Below are 16,941 nucleotides of genomic sequence, written 5' to 3' on the forward strand. Positions count from 1 at the left end.
AGGAATATTTGAATAATTGCGGTAAAACGGGCAAAGTTCGGTTTTTAGCTCCACAGTGATTGCCATGCACTTATCTGAAATACCTCAGAAGCTGGGTCAGACCCGCACCGTCCTGCTGTTAGGCGCCAGTCTGCTGGCCATGCTGGTATTCGGGATGTTTCTTGCCAACGCGGACCGTAGCCAGTTAGCTGATGAAACCCGGCAACTGCAACACTCCATCCGCAACCTGCAAACAGAGAATGAACAGCTCCAGACCCAGGCTAATCAACTGGATGTAAAGCTGGAACTGGCTGAAATGCGTGCCGAGCAACTAAAACAGGAAGTGGTGCGTTTGGAAGAAGTGGTGTTTAATCTGCAAAAAGATAAGGCGTTTTATCAGCATGTGGTAGCGCCTGAAACCACTCAGGACGGCTTTTTTATTGATGGTTTGGAACTCTTTGAGACCACAGCGGACGGCTATTTTAAAGCGACCATGGTGTTACTGCAGCAACGCGCAGTCAGCGCTATTGTTCGTGGCGATCTTAAAGTTGCGGTTACCGGCATTCAGAATGGTAAACATCGCATTCTTACCTCTGATGACAATGAGATTTTGCCTGAAGGCAATGTGAGTTACGGGTTTAAATATTTCCAGCCAGTCACCTTATACCTGCAACTGCCGGAAAACTTCGAACCTGAAAGCATCGAGTTTACCACAACGGTTTATCAGTATAAGCGGCGCCGGGGTGACTATCAGCGCAGCTACAACTGGCAGGAAATACTGGTAGCCGACCAGTAAGACAAACCAATCTCTTCGGTTAGTAAAGTTACATCCAGCCGGGTTTTTTCACCTCGACTTCATACAATACCCTTTCAATCAGCGGTGCGGCGTAATCGGTGGCCACGAAGGGGATTTTTACTCTGCCACTGGCCAGCACAAAACCTAAGGTGCTGAGCCGGCGACGGCGCATAAACAGGCTTTGTCTGACCTCTACCTGTTGCACTTTGGAGAGCGGAAAGCACCAGTAATCGATGCCGATAATGCCTTTGCGAACATAAATATAGTTTGCGTCGCTGGCAATTCCCCAGCGCTGCCAGCGAAGGTATGTCAACGTTACCAAAGCACTCAATATCAGCAGTGTCGGCAATGCGCCGGCCGTACCGAGTACCTTAAAACTGACGAAACCCGCCAGGGCGGTCAGGGGCAGGATCCACAGCATCAACTGGCGCCAGAAGAAGCGTATATGAATGGGCTCAAAGTTCATGTGCCGGGCCTGCTGCGCCGAGAAGACGTTGCTGGTCAGCTCATCTGATTCGGTAACGGTCACTGAGGGCACCAGTAGTTTATGGGTTGCCTTGAGTTCGTTCGGGTTGGTCCGGCCGGTGACATTTTGTTCAAAGTAAAGGTTTACCCGGCCGAGTAGTCGGTCGAGCCAGTCTTGTTGTTGACGGGCAATCTGCACCCGCGAGCGTTTCATATTGACTTCCTGACGGTTTAGCAGGCCACTGTTGCGAATGTATTTATCCCCTTGCCGGGTGAGGCGGTAGCCATAAAACATCAGCACACTGCCTCCGATTGAAAAAAGCGCCATCAGGATCAGCAGTACAATGGCAATCAATACGCTCATTACCCCCACGTACCATAATGCCACCACCTGCTCGCCAAGCCAGGCTTCTGCCTGAGGGCGCAGGACATTCATCTGGCGAAAAATAAACCCGGAGATTTGTTCATAGAAAGGCGCCAGGGTGCCGAGCACAATCCATACCCGGTTATTGGTAATGCCATGCAAAATAAGGTCGCGAATGGAGCGTTCATTAAGTAGCTTTTCGTCGGTGGCAGTTGAGGATGGTGATTCTTCTGTAGTGGTTGCCGATTGCTGGCGGTGTGCGCGCATTACTGTTTCTTTAACAAACTGCGCGTAGGCTGAGGTCACCCCGGCAAAGTGGGCTTCCTGTTTAGCCGAGCCAGCCGTGTCCAGGGTGACGATACGTAAATCATTAAAGCGAAAATAAAAGGGCTGATCGAACTTCACATTCTGGATCCGCTCATAGGGCAGATCGGTAAAAGTGCGGTCCAGCACACCAGAACGGATGGCAATACCTTTATCCGTCACCGTAAACTGAAAGAAGTAATATTTGAGTACCGACGAAATGGCCCAGCCCCCACCCATCGCCAGTAGCAATAGAGGGAAGTACTCAGAGTCAATCAGTTTATGACCGCCCACCACGTAGGCAGGCACAATATAAATGGCGAAACTGACCGACTGCCTAAGCTGCATGAACAAGAAATGTAAAATCGACCAGGGCGATAACCGTTGCCACTCAGTTGCTGTTGTCTGTACAGACTCTGTTGAGGTTGTCACGACTAATCCCGAGTGAGGTCTGAATGGTTTAATACAAACTGGCGCATCTTCTCGGCCGTCTCTTCGGACAGTCCCGGAATAGCCAGCGTATGGTCGCTGCCACCGGCAGAATAGACTTTCAGTGTTGCCAATCCGGCCAGACGCTCAAGAGGCCCCCGTTGAACATCAATATGCTGGATCCGTAACATTGGCTGGCAGATGACCTTTTTAAAAACCAGTCCTTTAAACAGCACGATATCCTGCTCTCTCAGAGTGTAATAAATCAGCCGGTCGGCAAAATAGTGGTAAGTAAAAATCAGCCCGCCGAGTAGGGCAGTGATCGCACCAGCAACGCCTAAGGAAAATTCCAGTTTTACCGGCAGCGTAAACCAGGGCTGGTAAGCCACAATCAGTAATACCGCAAACACCAACAACGAAATAACCACTGTTACCGTCAGGTTTAGTTTGCGGTAGGCGGGTGAAACCGGTTCGCCTGGCAGTTCACCCAGACAGGGTAGTTCCCGAGAGTAAAGCGGATGATTAGTGACTGAGGGATGTTCCATAGTAGCAACGTTATTTAACCGGGATTGACGTAGGTCTACTATACCACCACCACAAAGCGGTGAAATATCCGCGCCGGGTTAAATTGTTACGGAGTTTGTCGCAGGGCGTTGCGGCTGGCTTCAAAAGGTGCCGGGTAGTCGATTTCGCCGAGGATAGGCTCGCCGGGCAGGCAGTTTGCGTCCACATGTTGCAGGAGATCCTGACGCACTTCGCAAAACAGCACATCCAGGGCAAAACGATTATTGCCGTATAAGCCGCGATGCAGCATAGAAGCATCGAAAATCAGTAAATCGCCAGCGTTGAGTTTTATTTGCTGACCACGGGGTAAGTTGTGAAAAGTCTCGCGGCCGTTGCGAGCCAGCCGGACGTCGAGTTCTTCCGGGTTGTCCCAGCGGTTATGCGAACCGGGAATTAGCTCGATACCCGGTTCATCATACAGCGCTAAGCGGTAATGCAATACACGGGTAGAGCCGAGTTGTGCCTGTTCTTCCTCGGGTGAGTAGAGATACTGAGTATCGCGATGCCAGTAATTTTTCTGCTGCGGGTTATGTGGGTCAAAAAATAACTGGGTATTCATAAATGCCGCACCATCGGGCAATAACGGCTTAACGACCAACGCCATTTTGGCTGAGCCGATGATGTTGAACATTGTGTGCCGGTCTTCATCTGACATACGCTTGGCATGAGTAAGGTAGGCTGAGTTAATCGCCCGTTGCCGGTAAAAGTTCTGGTTTTCCTGCAGCCAGTGCTGGTGAAAGTGCGCGGTGATCCGGCGCAACTGCTCAAGCTCGTGTTGGTCAAGAAAAGCATGTTTGTAAACGTAACCCGATTGTTCGTACTCCAAGGCGATATCTGTACTGGCCAACACCAAAACCTCCTTTTTAGCGGCGGCTTATTGTCCGCCGGTTAGTTGAAACGCGGCCCAGTAAAAGGGATGCGGGTAAACCGCGCGGGTATCCTGCTGCGCAGCTGCCAGGGCTGAACTCGGTGTTTCAGACTGTAAATAGGTATAAAAGCGGCTAATCAGATAGGTGGTGGCTTCGTCTGGCACCTGCCACAGGCTGCTTACAATACCGTTGGCTCCGGCAAACAGAAAGCCCCGGTTTAAGCCCACCACATCATCACCGGCAGAGATATCACCCAGACCCGTTTCACAGGCCGACAGGACCACCAGGTTGGCATTGAGGTTTAAATCGTAAATTTCAGGCACTGTTAGCAGGCCATCGTTGGCAGCATCGGCAGCCAGAAACAGCCGCGACTGTAAAGGCGCATCAGGATTAAATACGCCGTGCGAGGCCAGATGGATAATCTGAAAATTCGCCGACTGTTGTTTTAATAAACTTTCAGACGCCTGTGCGCGACTGAAAACCTGACTTTGCGGCCACAGTGCACTGATTTGCCGGGCTTCGCGCTGAGCGCCGGGCAAATCCAGCTCCGGCGCGTTTAAATTAGGGTTGGCCAGGGCCAGCAACTGCTCGCCAGCCACCTTTTCATCCACAAACTGCAGTACCGAGGCCGCGGGCAGCAGGCGCAAACTAAACTGTTCACTCAGCAGGCGATTGTCGTAAGCGGTAAGAATGTTAAACGGTAGATAGTGCAGCACGCCGTGGGGCACTATGGTAAGCGTTCTGGCAGTGCTGAGTTTATCATTTACTGGCGCAATTAAATGGTTGTAAAGCTGCACCGCCTCTTGTTGCCAGGCGGTGCTTGTACCCTGATTAATAGCATCCCGCAGGGATGTAATGGACTCTTCAAGTGCCGGTAACGGCTGAGAATGCACGGCGAGAGATGAGGCCGTTACCACAAAAGTAAATAACTCAGGCTGCCGCCCCTGACTGAAAAAATACAGCAGCAGGGTTTCCTGTTTGCCCAACCGACGCTGAATCGTGGGTAATGAGGGCGGCGCTACGGTCAGTAGGGAAGCAAGCTGCGGCGTAGTTTGTTTTATGGCTTTTAATTGCACTGCAATACCGCGTGTGGCTTCGTTGGTGATACCGCCATCGTTCTCGAGCGCTTGTTGTTCGATAGATTGTAGAGACGTAAGGGCTTGTTCGGTGGCGGGCGGTAGCTGACTGCCAAAGCGTTGTTTGGTGGCGAGTAAATCTACCAGCGCGCGGGCCTTGGCACGTTCCACATAATCATAGGCATCGCTAAAGCGCTGTTCTTTTACCAATAACGATACCAGATCACCGTATACCGCCTGCTTGTCGTTAACAAAACCAATGCGCCCGGCTTCGGTATCCATGCTCTTGCGTTGTCGCTCAATAACCGCAATGGCTTGCTGGTAATAGTCGATAGCCTGACTTTTTTTGCTCTGTAAGTCGGCAATGCGGCCCAGACCATAAAGTGCCTGCCAGTATACGGTGCCGAAGCCTTTTACCTTAGGCTCGTTAATAATGGCCTGATAACCTTCTTGTGCCGCGGCCAGGCGGCCGGTTTCAAGCTCTGCCTGATGGCGCATAAAGCGCGGTTCAAACTCAGCGGTAAAATTCAGTGCGGTTTTATAATCGGTGTCGCCATAGGCATCTACCATGGCGGCATACATTATCGGGCCAATCACATCGAGCGCGGTCGTCAGTCCATCGAGAAATTCATACATGGCGTTTTTTTCGATAACGGAAGCCTGGTAGGCCTCCTCAAAGTCGCCAAGGGTTAAATAGATACGTCCCAGCCACAGCGCTTTGGCCTGGGGCAGTCGCCACTGTGCGGCGTTAGTCGATGACGCGTCTATGGCAGCGATTTTTCTGGCATAACCGCTGGCGAGTTCAGGCTGGTTATTGCGGGCAGCCATTAACCCCAGTGTGCCAAGTGCCAGCACCTGATGTTTTAAGCGGTAAATATTGCTGTAGCCACTTTCATCGTAGCCGGCAATTTGCGGGTATCTGTCAGCATAGTCGGTATCGGTAACCGCCAGTGGATAGGCGTAGGTTGTGGTCAGATCATAAAGTGAGTTGGCAAGCCGTTCGGTGTTCTTGATATTGCCTCTGGCCATTGCCGCTTCGAGTTTCAGTTCGGTGAGCATGCCCTCACCGAAGGCGCCGGGGGCAATAAACTGTGTATCAAACCAGCCCTGTACCATGTACAGTAAGGTGTCATCGGCGTCTTCAAAGCGTTTATCGAGTTCGTTTAAGCAGCCATCAATGGGGGTAAATACCCGGCTCTTCACAAAGCTCTGACAATAAGCCCACAGCTCATTGGTGGGCAGTGACAACAGTTCCGGCGTTTGCTGTCCCTCATCGGCCAGGGTTTTATAATCCCCGCTTAAGGTTGAGCGGGTAACATTGGAGGTACACCCGGTAACAAATACTGCGATAACAAGGAGTAAAATACGACGCACGGCAATCACCTTCTTCAGCCTGTCTGTCAAATTTAGTCATAAACCCGGCGACAGTAAACCTGCCATGGGCAGAATGCGTATACAAAGCGAGTTATATTTACTGGTCAGCAGCGGTCAGATCAGGTCTGACAATAGTTGATGTATTTACTCAGGTATTAGATAATACCGCTATTAATTGCCGAGTGTGATCGGCCCAGGATTGAGGTGAATATGTCAGTAGAGATGGCGTTACCCATTGATTTTTCAGACGCGGCGGCATTGAAAGTCCGTGAATTGGTGGAAGAAGAAGAAAATCCGAACCTGAAACTGCGGGTCTATGTTACCGGCGGCGGTTGTTCGGGGTTTCAGTACGGCTTTACTTTCGACGAGAAAGTGAACGAAGGCGACATGGCCATTGAAAAGAACGAGGTGACTCTGGTGGTAGACCCAATGAGTCTGCAGTATCTGGTGGGCGGCACGGTTGATTACGTGGATGGGCTGGAGGGCTCACGGTTTCTGGTGAATAATCCGAATGCTACAACCACCTGCGGCTGCGGGGCCAGCTTTAGTGTTTAATGATTATCATAAAGCAGCCTAAGGGCTGCTTTTTACTTTCGGGCCTCTTTTAAATTTGCGTACAGGGATTAATACTATGAAACTTTATGGCTCTACCACGTCACCCTATGTTCGTCGTATTCGCTTGTTTTTATCCGGTAAAGACCATGAGTTTATCAACATGGATATTTTTGCAGGGCCGGGCCGCGAACTCCTGAGAGCCAAGAACCCGGCCCTCAAAGTACCAATGCTGGAAGACGGCGAGTTAATCATTTATGACTCCAGAGTGATATTTCGTTATTTGAGTGAAAAGTTCGCACTGGCGCCCCTTAGCTGGCCGGAAGAAAATCGTCTGACCCTGATTGATGCGGCCAACGATACGTTTGTGCAACTGATGATGCTTAAGCGTTCCGACATCGCAAACCAACCGGATAAGCTGTTTTTCAAGCTCAATAATGAACGCGTTGATACCTTGCTGGCTACGCTTAACGGTGAAGTAGAGGCAGGGCATTTTTCACGGTGGGATTATCCGACAATTTGCCTGTTCTGTTTACTGGACTGGGTAGCTTTCAGAGAATTAGCCAGCTTCGATGCTTATCCTGCGCTACAGGCCTTTTGGCAACAGCAGCAAACACAGGACGATATTGCCGAAACCGACCCGCGGGTTTAATACCCCCTGTCGAAGTCAAAAAGGTAGATGAGCGGGGCGTTTTCAAGAAACCTTATAAGGTTGCCTTTAAATATCACCGCCACGTCCTGCTCTTTTGAAATAGCCGCTGTATGCTGGGTGACGTAAGCATTGGACAAAGTCCAGTAAGGATGATCGTCGGCTAAGGGTTCGTCTACAAATACGTCGAGTACCGCTGCGCGCAGTTGCTGTGTCGAAAGTGCCTGGATCAGGGCGATATCATCGACCACCACACCTCTTCCGGCATTAATCAGAATACTGTGCGGCGCCATGGCTGCTAAAAATTCCGCATCGATGAAATGACGGGTAGCGGGTGTGTCGGGCAGCAGGCTCAGTACAAAGTCACAGGCGGCAGCAAATTGCAGTTTGTTATCAGGGGTATACACCTGCGTGTAGTCGGCTGTGGCACTGCCATGGCGATTAAGCCCCACCACTTTCATATCAAATACCGTTGCCACATCCACCAGGCTGGCGGCAATGTCACCGGCTCCCGCGATACCCAGAGTTTTTCCTGCCAGAGCGTCAAACCCCGGCGGCTGCCATTTATTGGCTGGTGCCTGTCCCGCTTCGGTAAAGCCTTCAATATTGCGCGCAAAATACAGCAGATAGGAAAACACGTACTCGCGCATTTGCTGATCGAATATCCCCTTTACTCCGGTAAGCTGATAATCTCGTTTGCCCGCGCGTAATAAAGGCGCATTACCTGCGAAGGTGGATTGCAGCCAGCATAATTGCTGGCATTGGTTAACGACCTGTGCCAGCAAATCAGGATCGCCCAGCGCCAGCTGGACGTGCTGGCAATCAAACTGTTCAGGGTCATCGGTAGCAATCGACAAGCGGACGTTGTCTGGCAACAGCGACGCAAGAAGCGCTGAGTAGACCTGGTAGTCGCGGCTTAAGATGCTGAATTGCCAGGTGGCAGCTGACGTAGAAGTGGCCATAAGTAAAGAAAAGTTTCCTATTTGTGATTTTTATGTGAATTATATTCCTTAGTTTTGTTTATGATCCGAATTATATTCAGTTTAAAGCAAAAAGGAACTCATATGAAATCAAACTCATCGTTATCCGTGGAGACCTGTCGCCCACTGTCGCCCCGCCGCCATACCAGCGACGCTAACTCGGTAGAGCAACTGGTAGAAGAGCAACTGGCGCATTTTAATATTCGCCCTGACACCGCTTACGGTCAGGCGCTGGCCGACACAGCGCGTCATCTGTATGGCGCACAGCAAGGCGTCCAGCAACTCTGGCAGGTTACACGAGATACGCTGGAAAGGTTAGATCAAACCGACAAACTGAGCTATTTCAATGCTAAGAAGTTTTTATCGTTTCAGATAGCCAAAGTACTCGATACCCTGCAAAACCCCTTTCGGCAAACCTGGCAAAGTCTGAATAAATCCGCACCGCAACACTATCCGATTTTTGACAACGTGCCGGCGCTGTTCTCGGCGACACCGGCGGTGGTGAAAACCGCAACCTACGTGTATGCCTGTACGGAATGGATAGAAGACGCCTTTGAAGGCAAGGAGTCAACGCATCAGATCTATAGCCGGTTGATGAATCCGACCAATATCTCACTGGCCAATGCTATTGTGGATCTGGAAGCCGGCGATCAGGCAGGCGCTTATCTGGCCTGGAACTTCAACTCCGGTATGGCAGCTATCGATGCGCTGTTATCAAATGTATTAAGCCACGGTGACATCCTGATTGTGTCACGCAATGTGTATGGCGGCGTGTATCAGTTACTGCACGATTACTTTGCCCGCGAGAACCGCTTAAACGTGACACTGGCCTGGTTTGACGGCTATTCGGCGGACGAGTTTGCCGACCATCTTGCCGACGTACAACACCAGTATGCCGATAAGCTGGCTGGCGGTAGCCGTTTGCATGTGTACATTGAATCGCCCTGCAACCCCCATGGTCTGGTATTGGATGTGCCGGGTATCTGCAAACTGGCCCATGCACAGCAGCTGCTGGTCATGCTCGATTCCACGCTGGCTACACCGGTGTTGCATAAGCCCCTGCAACATGCCGATAAACACTGCCGGCCGGACTATGTGGTGCACAGCTATACCAAGGATATCTGCGGTACCGGCACCACTACTGCAGGCGTGGTGATTGGTGAAAACCATCGTATGTTCCAACCCAAAGGCACCCATTGTGAGGGCGTCGACTGGTCGCAAACCCTGTTCTGGGACGTATATTATATTAAGGGCGCATTCCTTGATTCAGAAAAGGCCTTTGACGTACTGACCGGTATGAAGACGCTGACTCAGCGAATGCTAACCAAGGTGATTAACACCCAGGTATTTACCCATTTCCTCGACTCCCATCCGCACATTAAAGTAAACAGCCACGCCTTGAGTCATCACGAAAATGCCGGCCTGCGCGAACAACTACATAGTCATGGCTGGCCTTGTGCGCTGTTTACCGCTGAGCTCGACCTGCCGAAACTGTACCGGGTGCAATTTGCGCGTTTCTTTGATTCGCTGGAACCGGCTTTCGGCCACCAGATAAGCATCGGTCAGACCAACACGTTGATCCTGTGCCCGGCGCTAACCTCACATTCTGAAATGAGTCGCGCTGAGCAGCAAAAGGCCGGTATTGCGCTAACCACCATGCGTATTGCCATGGGCTGTGACTGTGTTAAATCACTCATCGCGCATTTCGTGCTAGCGCTAAAGCAGGCTATCGATCCGATTCATCCCGGATTCAGTGATGGCTTTATGGCGCCGGCGAGACTGGACGAGTTGCACCAGCGCGTGGCGGCAGACGTCCACGCTCAATACTATGATTCTCAACCGACACTGGTAGACATGTTGAAGTAACAATAGGGCAAACAAAACGGGGTATCGAAAGATACCCCATTGATACTCAATTGCCCGATTAAACGAGCTTTTCAGCCTGGTCGATGCCAGCGGCTGCCTGGTAGTCTGAATAATCGCTGTAACCCTCGCTACCACCACCGTACCAGTGACTTGGATCATCGAATGACTCAAGCGGATAATCATTGGCGAACCGTTCAGGTAAATCCGGGTTAGTGATCCAGGGGCGGCCAAAGGCAATCATATCGGCGTCACCGCTGCTGATGCGTTGCTCAGCCGTGTCTTTATCGTAGCCACAATTACCTATCAGTAAGCCTTTATATATATGGCGGAAGTCCTGCAGAGTCATGGCTTCGCCGCGCTCGTGAAAACCAAACGCCAGGCCATCCATGACATGCAGATAGCCGATCCCCAACTGATTGAGCTTATCCGCTACAAACAGATAGGTTTCTTTGTAGTCATCGGCGCCCATATCATTAAATACGCCGTTAGGGGATAAGCGCACGCCAACCTGCTCGGCAGGCCAGACGTCAAGAACCACCTGCATGACTTCAGCTAAAAAGCGGTAACGATTTTCCAGACTGCCGCCATAGTCGTCGTCACGCTGGTTACTGCGGCTATCCAGAAACTGATTAATCAGATAGCCATTGGCAGCGTGCACTTCAACGCCGTCAAAGCCTGCGTCTTTGGCATTAATAGCGGCCTGACGATAATCTTCAACGGTGCGCTTAATATCTTCAACGGCCATAGGGCGGGGCACCTCAAAAGGTTTTTTGCCTTCAGGAGTGTAAATACCATCCCCGTCGTTAATGGCCACTGCCGATGCCGAAAAAGGCAGTTCGCCGTTGTGGAAATCGCTGTGTGAGGCGCGGCCGGTGTGCCACAACTGCAATACCATACGGCCGCCTGCGTTATGCACTCTGTCGGTGATACTTTTCCAGCCGGCCGTCATGTCACTGGTATAAATACCTGGCGCATCCACCCAGCCATTGCCCTCTGGAGAAATACTGGTTGCCTCGCTGATCAGCAGGCCGCCTGAAGCCCGCTGCACATAGTAATCGCCCATGATCTTGTTGGGTACTCTGTTCGGGCCCGCACGGCCGCGGGTGAGAGGGGCAAGTACCATACGGTTTTTCAGCGTCTGGCCGGCAAATGCGACCGGGGATAATAAATGCGGTGCTGTCATCAAGTCTCCTTGCTCTGTAGTGAAAAGCTGCGCTCATGCGCTAACCCAGTTACTACGCAGCAATGTGGTTTTTAGTTTATCCGAAGTAGGGCAGGGAGTTGCTGGTAACGTGATCATAAATGAGGGTGGTTTCCACGTGGACCACCTCATCCCGACCGGTAACCTGAGTAAAAATAAAGTCGCGCAGATGCAAGGCATCGGGCACACACACATGGAGTAAAAAGTCATTTTCACCGCCCATATGAAACACACTGAGCACTTCTTTCTGCTCGACCAGCTGGTGTTGAAACTGAGCAACGGTATCACGGTTATGTGAAGCTAGCCGTACTGCCACCATGGCCTGAATATGGCCGCCGAGTAAGGTGTAATTGAACTGGCTGCGGGCGCCTAAAATTATCCCCTCATTTTGTAAGCGTTTAATGCGTTCAAGACAGGAAGACGGCGCCAGAACCACATGGCTGGCTATGGCTTTGTTGGTAATGCAGGGGTCTTTGAAGATACAGGCCAGTATGGCGATGTCGGTTTCATCAAGTTTACGCATTATCCGTTTTCCCTTACGATTCTGGTAGGTTAATTAATCAGCCAGTGTCAGGCTACCGAGCACCACAGGGCGCGATGCGCCGGTGACATTCGGCACATTACCCGGCACCCGGTGTAAATAGGCCCACGCCAGCCAGGCAAAGGCAACGCCCTCAACCCACTGCGGGTGCAATGCCAGGCTATCCGTGGCTTTTACCGTGCAGTCCGGGAGTCGTTTTTTAAGCTGTGCCATTAACTGGCCGTTAAACGCACCGCCACCGCATACATAGCATTGCTGCACCTGTTTCAGTGCTCGTATTGCATTAGCAATAGTTGTAGCCGTGAGGGCCAGCAGGGTGGCCTGAACATCTTCGGGGGCGATACTGGTACCAAGGTCGCGCAGATGATGGCGGAGCCAGACCAGATTAAAATATTCCCGGCCGGTACTTTTTGGCCCGGTACCCGAGAAATAGGGGTCGGTGAGCAGGCTAGTCAATAATGGCTGGTTAACCGTGCCGCTGGCAGCCCAATTTCCGTCGCGGTCGAAGGGTTGGTTCAGGTGCTGTAAGCACCAGGCGTCCATCAGCGTATTACCTGGCCCGGTATCAAAGCCTCGGGTCGAACCGGGATCTACGCCCTCGAGCACGGTAATATTGGCAAAGCCGCCGATATTTACGATGGCACGGTGTTCGCCGGCTTCGGCAAACCTGGCGGCATGAAAGGCAGGTACTAATGGCGCGCCCTGGCCACCATAGGCAATGTCTTTACGGCGAAAATCGGCGACCACATCAATACCTGTAAGCGTGGTAATCGTATTAGGATCGCCGATTTGCAGGGTAAAGCCGTTGTCATCCTGGTGGCCAGGGGGGCCGTTGGGATAGTGACGCACGGTTTGACCATGAGAGCCAATAGCGCGGATGTCCGCCGGTGATAAGTGCTGTTCTGCCAGCAGTTTGTTTACCGCCTCAGCAAATACCCGGCCTACGGCCCGATCGGCCTGGCCAAGGTGATTGATTTCGTTGGGACTAACAGTGCAAAGCTGATGCAGTAGTTCGAGAAGTTCGGCTGGGTAAGGTATTGAAACTGCGGCTATTGGCGCGATGGACGTATCGGTAATATCAGTCAGGATGGCGTCTACACCATCCATACTGGTTCCCGACATCACGCCAATATAGTAGGCCATGGGTTTATTGCATGGCCAGCATTATACGGCGTGAAGTGCCGAGTTGAGCGAGGCGTTGCTCGGCGATTTGCATAAAGGCATCGCGCTGTTTCGGGTCGATAGGCAGCGCCTTGGGTAAATCCACGGTTCGCGGGTTACGATGCACGCCGTCTACCAGGAACTCATAATGTACATGTGGGCCTGACGCCAGCCCGGTACTACCGAGATAACCAATGGTTTGACCCTGTTTTACCATGTCACCTTTCTTTACTGCTTTCTTCTTAAAGTGCAGGTATTTGGTGATGTACTTCTCACCGTGCTGGATGAACACGTAATTACCGTTGTATTTGTTGTAGCTGGCCTCGATGACTTTACCATCACCGGCTGCCATTACCGGAGTGCCTACTGCCGCAACGTAATCGGTTCCACGGTGCGCTTTCCAGCGTTTTTGTACCGGATGAAAACGTGCTTTAGTAAAATTGGAACTCACGTACTTAAAGTTTATCGGCGCGCGCAGAAAGCTCTTGCGCATACTGCGGCCTTCAGGGGTATAGTAGTTGCCGTCTTCGTGCTGAATGGCGGCAAATTTTTCACCCTGGTTAACAAATTCGGCTGCAACAATATCGCCAAAACCAACAAACTCTCCATCAATATAGCGCTCTTCAAAGACCACATTGAATGTGTCGCCCGCGCGTATTTCCATGGCAAAGTCGATATCCCAGCCAAAAATGCCGGCCAGGTGCATTATTTGGTTATCCGTCAGGCCTGCAGCCACTCCGGCGTTCCAGAAACTTGATGTAATTTCGCCCTGAGCAAAATTGTGACGCACTTCAACCGGTTTGCTGTCGATATGGGATAGCAGTTCGTCACTGTCTTCCTGAGGTTCGATATACAGGGTATCGGTAGGCGACAGTGCATAACGTAATCCGGCAAACTGATTATCGATCACGTTAAGGTCCAGCCTGTCACCGGGGAGCAGGGTTACCAGGGTTTTTGCCTGTTCACCTGCATGGCTGACTGCGTAGGTATCTTTAGGGCTGAGACCGGCGCGTTTGAATATTTTGGCCAGCGTATCGCCGCTTTTCACCGTGTAGGTTTGCCACTGAGGTTCGTCATCCTGCTCAATGAGCACATCGGATTGCGTTAACGTCATCGACAGTGGATAACGCTTGCCGGTTTCCAGGATCAACGACTCTGTATGGCGCGACGCTTCCACCTTTTCAGACGGCAGTAAAATGAGTAATCCAACAAATGCACTGGCTGCCACCAGACCAATACGGTGCGGCCGCGGCATTTGCTTAACTAAATCAGTGAGTAATTGAGGTCTAAATATCTTTCTCATAACAGCCTGAGAATAGCGGTTTCGGCCCTTAGATGCTAGAGGGATCAAGCAAAATTCAACGGATCAGAGGCACAAAACGGCAAATATTTGCGTTGTAGGGCGCATAAAGTGCGTAAAGGGTTTTAATAGACGGTCGGCGCGCGTAAAATGCCCGCCCAGAATGAAGTTAGATGGAAGCAGAAAAATGAGTGACTGGCAAGCAGCCCTGGCCGAAATTAAACGGGGTACTGACGAAATATTGCCCGAAGATGCCCTGATTGAAAAGTTAAAGTCAGGCAAGCCGCTAACCATTAAAGCGGGATTCGATCCGACCGCACCGGATTTGCATTTAGGCCACACGGTCCTGATCAACAAACTGCGCGCTTTCCAACAATTAGGTCACAACGTTGTGTTCCTGATTGGTGATTTTACCGGCTTAATCGGTGATCCGACGGGTAAGAATGTTACTCGTAAGCCACTTACAAAAGAGCAAGTGCTTACTAACGCTAAAACCTATCAGGACCAGGTTTTCAAAATCCTAGACCCGGAGAAAACGCAAATTCGTTTTAACTCTGAGTGGATGGATCAACTGGGCGCGGCAGGCATGATCAAGCTGGCAGCCAGTCAGACCGTGGCCAGAATGCTTGAGCGTGATGACTTTAAAAAGCGTTATGCCAACGAGCAGCCTATTGCCATTCATGAATTCTTATATCCGCTGGTTCAGGGGTGGGATTCTGTAGCACTAAAAGCCGATGTTGAGTTGGGTGGTACCGATCAGCGTTTTAATCTGCTGATGGGACGTGAACTGCAAAAAGAGCAGGGCCAGTCTCAACAGGTGGTACTGATGATGCCGCTGCTGGAAGGCCTTGATGGCGTGCAAAAGATGTCCAAGTCGTTAAACAACTACATCGGCATTACTGACGCGCCGAATGAGATGTTTGGCAAAATCATGTCCATTTCGGATGAGCTGATGTGGCGCTATTACGACCTGCTGAGCTTCAAGCCGCTGGACGCAATTGCTGAGCTTAAGCAGCAAATGGCGGATGGCGCGAACCCTCGCGACATTAAAATTACGCTGGCGAAAGAAATCATTGCCCGCTTCCATTCGGAAGAGGCCGCAGAAGCTGCGCATCAGGACTTCATCCAGCGTTTTCAGAAAAATGCCATTCCTGATGACATGCCGGAAGTGACTGTCGCATTAACCGACGGTGAAGTCGCGATTGGTTACCTGTTGAAAGAAGCAGGTCTGGTTGGCTCAACGTCTGATGCCATGCGCATGATTAAGCAGGGCGCTGTAAAAATTGATGGTGAAAAAGTCACTGATACCCGTTTAGTACTCACTGAACAGGGTGAAAAGGTGTATCAGGTAGGTAAGCGTAAGTTTGCCCGCGTCACCTTGGCGTAAGCTTCTGTTGCGCTGCGTTCTGCAGCGCACTTTTATACATTATTATTGTTGGTTAAACGTCAGCAGCATTTCCGCTGCCACACAGGCACAAAGTGAATCACACACCGGGCAGTCGTAGCCCTCATACATGGCCGCATATTGCCATTTATTAGGGTGCTCTTTAATGAGTCGGCCGCCATTCTTACTGAAGTATTTAAACGCGCTGTTGCCAGGGCTGGCCAGCCAGATATGGGCCAGGCCCGCGTTACTGCCCTGACGCTGAGCGGCGTCGACTGCTTTGCTTAGTAAAGTGGAGCCAATCCCGTAACCCTGCATCGCCGGATCTACCGTATTGCATTTAAAGTAGCAGACCGTTGCGGGATCCACGTCCCATTCCGCAGGGGTTGCCCACTGATCTATATCCCACTGGCCCTGGGCAAAGGTGAGGCGAAAGCCGACTAACTTCTCGCGATAAAAAGCAACGATGCCAGCATTAATACCGTCTTTTACCCCGCGCTGGTAATAATCGGTTAAATTGTCCAGATTCAGATAGCCTTCGCCCTGCACCCGGTTGCCCAGTTCCAGGACTGCGGCAAAATGGTCCGGGGTGAGCGCTGTATAGGTAATATCAGCGCTATTTTTTAGTTTTGCCAAGATCCATTCCCTGTAAGTGTACGTCGAGGGCATCCAGCGATATCCGGATCTCCAGAACCGACTGCCAAAGACTATAAAGAAGAAAAACCAGACTGGCGGCAAACAGCCAGTTACCGGCTAACTGATACGACAGGTAGATGGCCAGCATCGATAATACGCACAGAAAGAAGCTGAACACGCCGGTCTCCTGCATGCGTTTAATGTAATGAATACGCTTGCGCAGGTTTTTGATTTGCGCCTGGGTACTCTCATTGTCTTCGCCCTTATCAAAGTGGCGAATTAACGACGCCAGGGTGAGGAAACGGTTGGTGTAAGCCAGTAGCAAAAGGGAAATCGCCGGGAACAACATGGCCGGCGTTGAAATATCAATAGTCATAATAAAACGCGTGGAGCAACAAGACCGCTATGATGCCGCTAAAGCCGCAATATGTCTATGCCAGGATGTGAGTCGG

General features: G+C 51.2%; 16 protein-coding genes. 5 read left to right on the forward strand and 11 right to left on the reverse strand.

The genetic code is table 11. The annotated features are described in order from the left end of the window. Nucleotides 1-64: 64 nt before the first annotated feature. Nucleotides 65-775, forward strand: coding sequence for a DUF6776 family protein (locus tag AC566Q_RS05265; protein WP_499614522.1), 711 nt, complete (start codon nucleotides 65-67; stop codon nucleotides 773-775). 28 nt (nucleotides 776-803) lie between these two features. Here the strand turns inward: AC566Q_RS05265 and AC566Q_RS05270 are convergent, their stop codons facing one another. From AC566Q_RS05270 to AC566Q_RS05285, 4 genes are all read right to left on the reverse strand, one after another. Continuing rightward, entirely contained in the window at nucleotides 804-2,339 is a 1,536-nt protein-coding gene (locus tag AC566Q_RS05270; RefSeq protein ID WP_499614526.1) for a PH domain-containing protein, read from the reverse strand. A 2-nt stretch (nucleotides 2,340-2,341) separates the two neighbouring features. Beyond that, nucleotides 2,342-2,881 carry a PH domain-containing protein gene (locus tag AC566Q_RS05275; protein ID WP_499614530.1) on the reverse strand — a complete coding sequence of 180 codons (540 nt, stop codon included), beginning with the start codon at nucleotides 2,879-2,881 and terminating at the stop codon, nucleotides 2,342-2,344. Between the two features lie 86 nt (nucleotides 2,882-2,967). Further along, a complete protein-coding gene (locus AC566Q_RS05280; RefSeq protein WP_499614535.1) occupies nucleotides 2,968-3,750 on the reverse strand; it encodes a phytanoyl-CoA dioxygenase family protein in 783 nt (260 codons plus the stop codon). A 24-nt stretch (nucleotides 3,751-3,774) separates the two neighbouring features. Further along, nucleotides 3,775-6,219: a CHAT domain-containing protein gene (locus tag AC566Q_RS05285; RefSeq protein WP_499614540.1), complete on the reverse strand. Its 2,445-nt coding sequence runs from the start codon at nucleotides 6,217-6,219 to the stop codon at nucleotides 3,775-3,777. Between the two features lie 210 nt (nucleotides 6,220-6,429). On the opposite strand from AC566Q_RS05285, the gene erpA reads away from it, so the two are divergent. Both erpA and AC566Q_RS05295 read left to right on the forward strand, forming a co-directional pair. Next, nucleotides 6,430-6,774 (forward strand): iron-sulfur cluster insertion protein ErpA, encoded by a 345-nt coding sequence (gene erpA, locus AC566Q_RS05290; RefSeq protein ID WP_105936467.1) that lies wholly within the window; start codon nucleotides 6,430-6,432, stop codon nucleotides 6,772-6,774. Nucleotides 6,775-6,850: 76 nt separating this feature from the next. Then, a complete protein-coding gene (locus tag AC566Q_RS05295; protein WP_499614544.1) occupies nucleotides 6,851-7,423 on the forward strand; it encodes a glutathione S-transferase family protein in 573 nt (190 codons plus the stop codon). Here AC566Q_RS05295 and AC566Q_RS05300 read toward each other — a convergent pair. Continuing rightward, nucleotides 7,420-8,382 carry a D-2-hydroxyacid dehydrogenase gene (locus tag AC566Q_RS05300; protein WP_499614545.1) on the reverse strand — a complete coding sequence of 321 codons (963 nt, stop codon included), beginning with the start codon at nucleotides 8,380-8,382 and terminating at the stop codon, nucleotides 7,420-7,422. The two genes, AC566Q_RS05295 and AC566Q_RS05300, sit on opposite strands and share 4 nt — an antisense overlap. 102 nt (nucleotides 8,383-8,484) lie before the next feature. Here AC566Q_RS05300 and AC566Q_RS05305 point away from each other — a divergent pair, with 102 nt between their 5' ends. Continuing rightward, the gene (locus AC566Q_RS05305; protein ID WP_499614549.1) at nucleotides 8,485-10,266 is read left to right on the forward strand and encodes a trans-sulfuration enzyme family protein; all 1,782 of its coding nucleotides are present in this window, start codon (nucleotides 8,485-8,487) and stop codon (nucleotides 10,264-10,266) included. 58 nt (nucleotides 10,267-10,324) lie between these two features. On the opposite strand, the gene AC566Q_RS05310 is transcribed toward AC566Q_RS05305, so the two are convergent. The 4 genes from AC566Q_RS05310 to AC566Q_RS05325 form a co-directional block, all read right to left on the reverse strand. After that, a complete protein-coding gene (locus AC566Q_RS05310) occupies nucleotides 10,325-11,449 on the reverse strand; it encodes an alkene reductase (RefSeq protein WP_499614552.1) in 1,125 nt (374 codons plus the stop codon). A 76-nt stretch (nucleotides 11,450-11,525) separates the two neighbouring features. Next, on the reverse strand, nucleotides 11,526-11,990 hold the full coding sequence (locus AC566Q_RS05315; protein ID WP_499614555.1) for an Lrp/AsnC family transcriptional regulator: 465 nt from the start codon (nucleotides 11,988-11,990) through the stop codon (nucleotides 11,526-11,528). A 33-nt stretch (nucleotides 11,991-12,023) separates the two neighbouring features. Further along, entirely contained in the window at nucleotides 12,024-13,151 is a 1,128-nt protein-coding gene (locus AC566Q_RS05320) for an anhydro-N-acetylmuramic acid kinase (protein WP_499614557.1), read from the reverse strand. A gap of 4 nt (nucleotides 13,152-13,155) precedes the next feature. Beyond that, a complete protein-coding gene (locus tag AC566Q_RS05325; protein ID WP_499614559.1) occupies nucleotides 13,156-14,472 on the reverse strand; it encodes an OapA family protein in 1,317 nt (438 codons plus the stop codon). Between the two features lie 184 nt (nucleotides 14,473-14,656). Here AC566Q_RS05325 and tyrS point away from each other — a divergent pair, with 184 nt between their 5' ends. Next, complete coding sequence (tyrS, locus tag AC566Q_RS05330; RefSeq protein ID WP_499614563.1) at nucleotides 14,657-15,856, forward strand: tyrosine--tRNA ligase; 1,200 nt, start codon at nucleotides 14,657-14,659, stop codon at nucleotides 15,854-15,856. A 42-nt stretch (nucleotides 15,857-15,898) separates the two neighbouring features. On the opposite strand, the gene AC566Q_RS05335 is transcribed toward tyrS, so the two are convergent. Both AC566Q_RS05335 and AC566Q_RS05340 read right to left on the reverse strand, forming a co-directional pair. Next, complete coding sequence (locus AC566Q_RS05335) at nucleotides 15,899-16,489, reverse strand: GNAT family N-acetyltransferase (protein ID WP_499614567.1); 591 nt, start codon at nucleotides 16,487-16,489, stop codon at nucleotides 15,899-15,901. Further along, nucleotides 16,470-16,865 (reverse strand): DUF2721 domain-containing protein, encoded by a 396-nt coding sequence (locus AC566Q_RS05340; RefSeq protein WP_105936458.1) that lies wholly within the window; start codon nucleotides 16,863-16,865, stop codon nucleotides 16,470-16,472. The genes AC566Q_RS05335 and AC566Q_RS05340 overlap by 20 nt, the downstream gene beginning before the upstream one ends. Between the last annotated feature and the right edge of the window lie 76 nt (nucleotides 16,866-16,941).

Source organism: Alteromonas sp. H02, assembly GCF_059682525.1.

Coding starts and splice junctions, on each gene's coding strand:
- AC566Q_RS05320 (WP_499614557.1), bottom strand. CDS start 13,151: ATGGCCTACTATATTGGCGTGATGTCGGGAACCAGTATGGATGGTGTA.
- AC566Q_RS05275 (WP_499614530.1), bottom strand. CDS start 2,881: ATGGAACATCCCTCAGTCACTAATCATCCGCTTTACTCTCGGGAACTA.
- erpA (WP_105936467.1), top strand. CDS start 6,430: ATGTCAGTAGAGATGGCGTTACCCATTGATTTTTCAGACGCGGCGGCA.
- AC566Q_RS05315 (WP_499614555.1), bottom strand. CDS start 11,990: ATGCGTAAACTTGATGAAACCGACATCGCCATACTGGCCTGTATCTTC.
- AC566Q_RS05295 (WP_499614544.1), top strand. CDS start 6,851: ATGAAACTTTATGGCTCTACCACGTCACCCTATGTTCGTCGTATTCGC.
- AC566Q_RS05340 (WP_105936458.1), bottom strand. CDS start 16,865: ATGACTATTGATATTTCAACGCCGGCCATGTTGTTCCCGGCGATTTCC.
- tyrS (WP_499614563.1), top strand. CDS start 14,657: ATGAGTGACTGGCAAGCAGCCCTGGCCGAAATTAAACGGGGTACTGAC.
- AC566Q_RS05310 (WP_499614552.1), bottom strand. CDS start 11,449: ATGACAGCACCGCATTTATTATCCCCGGTCGCATTTGCCGGCCAGACG.
- AC566Q_RS05265 (WP_499614522.1), top strand. CDS start 65: ATGCACTTATCTGAAATACCTCAGAAGCTGGGTCAGACCCGCACCGTC.
- AC566Q_RS05325 (WP_499614559.1), bottom strand. CDS start 14,472: ATGAGAAAGATATTTAGACCTCAATTACTCACTGATTTAGTTAAGCAA.
- AC566Q_RS05305 (WP_499614549.1), top strand. CDS start 8,485: ATGAAATCAAACTCATCGTTATCCGTGGAGACCTGTCGCCCACTGTCG.
- AC566Q_RS05300 (WP_499614545.1), bottom strand. CDS start 8,382: ATGGCCACTTCTACGTCAGCTGCCACCTGGCAATTCAGCATCTTAAGC.